The organism is Aliiglaciecola lipolytica E3, from assembly GCF_000314975.1.
GTDB lineage: Bacteria > Pseudomonadota > Gammaproteobacteria > Enterobacterales > Alteromonadaceae > Aliiglaciecola > Aliiglaciecola lipolytica.
Genome location: NZ_BAEN01000026.1, coordinates 1 through 2,903 on the forward strand (window position 1 = coordinate 1; position 2,903 = coordinate 2,903).

A 2,903-nucleotide genomic window follows, 5' to 3' on the forward strand; every position below is an offset into this window, starting at 1 on the left:
CTCAAACCTCGCGCGGCTAAAGCCACGCCTACAAGGCGATTTTGCGATGCAAACAAAAAACGTCAGCAAAGGCTGACGTTTTTTCTTATCGACTAAAATGCTGTATTACACAGTCACGTTGGCCGCTTGGGGACCTTTTTGGCCTTGCTCAATATCAAAAGTCACTTGCTGACCTTCATTTAACGTTTTATAGCCGTCACTCGCGATAGCACGAAAGTGAACAAATACATCTGATCCGCCATTGTCAGGAGTAATAAAGCCGAAGCCTTTTTCTGCGTTGAACCACTTAACGATCCCAGTTGATTTAGACATAGTCTTTTCCTAATTTTTGTCAATAAAAAGCGCATGCACGCCGGTTTAGCTGTGTAGAACGATAGATATAATGCATGTTACTAACAGAAATTTTTCAAAACGAACTGGTAAAACAGATGTAAAGATATTCTTAAGTAAAATGTAATTCACGTTTATGTTACACGCTGAAGATTAGGTTAGCAGATTATTTATAGGTGTATATAAGTTTCAGTGATTTTTCATCCAATTACCTATAAAAACAGACCGTTAACCTAACACAATGTGCACAGCTAGGGGGATGTTACGAAATAAGTATGAATTTTAAATGACAAGCCATGTGACATTTAAACTAATTGCTGGTCTATAAATAGAAACTTTAAATACGCTAATAAAATACCGTTAAGTCATTAATATGAAGTTATTTTTTGACAACATACGTATGTAATTCGCACCTAGCTCCATCAACTTATAGACTATGTCTTAGGAGAAATATACATTAGCGCAGTTATTGAAGCGCCGTGTAAATTATAGAACATGTGTTTAAGCACAAGTTTTAGCAGCAAGTAATACAGGATTAATCATGAAGCATTACATCTTTATATACTCAATGAGTCTATTGATAACTTTAACGTTAGCCGCGTGTGGTTCAACAAGTTCAGGAAAGCGCTCCGGTAAACCTATCGAACTTGAGTTTGCTGTTAATACATTAAAACCAGATGCAGCGGCACACTGGGTAAAACCAAATTTAATTCTATTGGCTGAAAAAAAGTCCAATCCGGCATTAATATTTTCTAACAATGCCAGTATCGATGAAAGCAATCAGGCTGATTCACTCTTCAACTTAGTGATTACAGAGATGCCAGCGTGGGTATCAACTGAACTGCCGCATCTAGCCAAGTTTTATGCTTACAATGTGGCTATTCCTACATCCGAAATCAAATCTAAATTAAAACAACAGGCTGCCGTTATCGGACGTGATGAAAAAGCCAAAGTTACTAGCCTTTCTTATGTGCAATCAGCGAAATTATTGGATGCGTTGTACACCTCATCAGCAGATGATGCCAACGAATTAGACAATTATGGCGCTCTCATTATTGGTGATATAACAAGATTCACTCTTTGGGCGCCAACAGCGATTGACGTAAAAGTGCGATTGTTCGACAAATATAAAAATCCACTCGAAAGCGGCATTATTACCCTTAGTGAAGATCCACAAACAGGTGCATGGAGCGGGATCACTAGCCATGCTCCTCAAGGAACGTTTTATCGATATCAAATTGAAGTTTATCATCCTCAATCAAAACGAATTGAAAGGCTACAAGTTACAGATCCCTATTCACTTAGCTTGTCTACTAACAGTGTCTATTCTCAAGTTGTTGATTTAGCCTCAGCTCACACCCAACCTAATAATTGGGCTTCTCATGATGTTCCTACGATCGACGCGCCAGAAAGCCTTGTTTTATACGAAACACACATTAGAGATTTTAGTGCTTCTGATACGAGCCTGTCTGATCCACAACTAGCCGGAAAATACGCCGCCTTTAGCCAAGCGCATAGCGACTCGATAAATCATTTAAAAGCGCTTAAGAAAGCGGGACTCAATACTGTCCACTTATTACCCACCTACGACATCAGTACCGTGGATGAAATTCCAAGTAATGTAATTTCAATGCACGACACCTTACAAAAAGTGTGTTCGTTAGCCCATGAAGTGCCAATTTGCCAAACTGATTACAATCCCACACTTACTCTTCAAGCATTATTGAATAGTTTTGATGTTTCATCATCTGAAACACAAGAGATTATTGAGTTAATCCGCGCCAAAGACGCCTACAACTGGGGGTACGATCCTTTTCATTATACCGTTCCCGAAGGCAGTTACGCACTGAACCCCGAAGGCATTCCCAGACTTATAGAGTTTCGTCAGATGGTCATGCGTTTGCATCAGTTAGGTTTTAGAGTAATCATGGATGTTGTATACAACCATACATTCGCAGCAGGACTAGCGGAAAAATCAGTATTAGACAAAGTTGTACCAAACTACTATCACCGTCTAAACCCAATTACAGGAACTATCGAGCAATCGACCTGTTGTGAAAACTCCGCCACTGAACAGGTGATGATGGCAAAGTTGATGACAGATTCATTAGTGACTTGGGCCAAACACTACAAAATCGATGGTTTTCGCTTCGATTTAATGGGCCATCAACCCAAAGTAGCCATGTTAAAAGCAAGAGAAGCGGTAAGAATGGTAGATGCAGATACCTACTTTTACGGTGAAGGCTGGAATTTTGGAGAAGTTGCCAACAACCAACAATTTATTCAAGCCAGTCAAACCGAACTTGCCGGTACGGAGATAGGCACATTTACCGACCGATTAAGAGACGCGATACGAGGCGGCTCTTCGTTTCTTTCAGGCGATGATATTCGCAAAGGACAAGGTTTAGGTAATGGACTTGAGGTGTTTCCAAATGAACTACATTATCAAATTGATCCCCAATCCGTACGTGAAGAATATCTATTATCTATGGATCAAGCCCGCATTGGTTTAGCAGGCAATTTAGCGATTTTTCCATTAGAAAATGCTCAAGGCCAACGCGTGTTTGGGCGCG

2 protein-coding genes are annotated in these 2,903 nt (G+C 40.1%); one reads left to right on the plus strand and one right to left on the minus strand.

Annotated features, from left to right (window positions below; all coding sequences use genetic code 11):
* Positions 1 to 105: 105 nt before the first annotated feature.
* Positions 106 to 312, minus strand: coding sequence for a transcription antiterminator/RNA stability regulator CspE (cspE, locus tag GLIP_RS06285; RefSeq protein ID WP_008843761.1), 207 nt, complete (start codon positions 310 to 312; stop codon positions 106 to 108).
* A gap of 559 nt (positions 313 to 871) precedes the next feature.
* Here cspE and pulA point away from each other — a divergent pair.
* Positions 872 to 2,903: pullulanase-type alpha-1,6-glucosidase (gene pulA / locus GLIP_RS06290; RefSeq protein ID WP_153886287.1), on the plus strand; the 2,032-nt coding region annotated here is incomplete at its 3' end.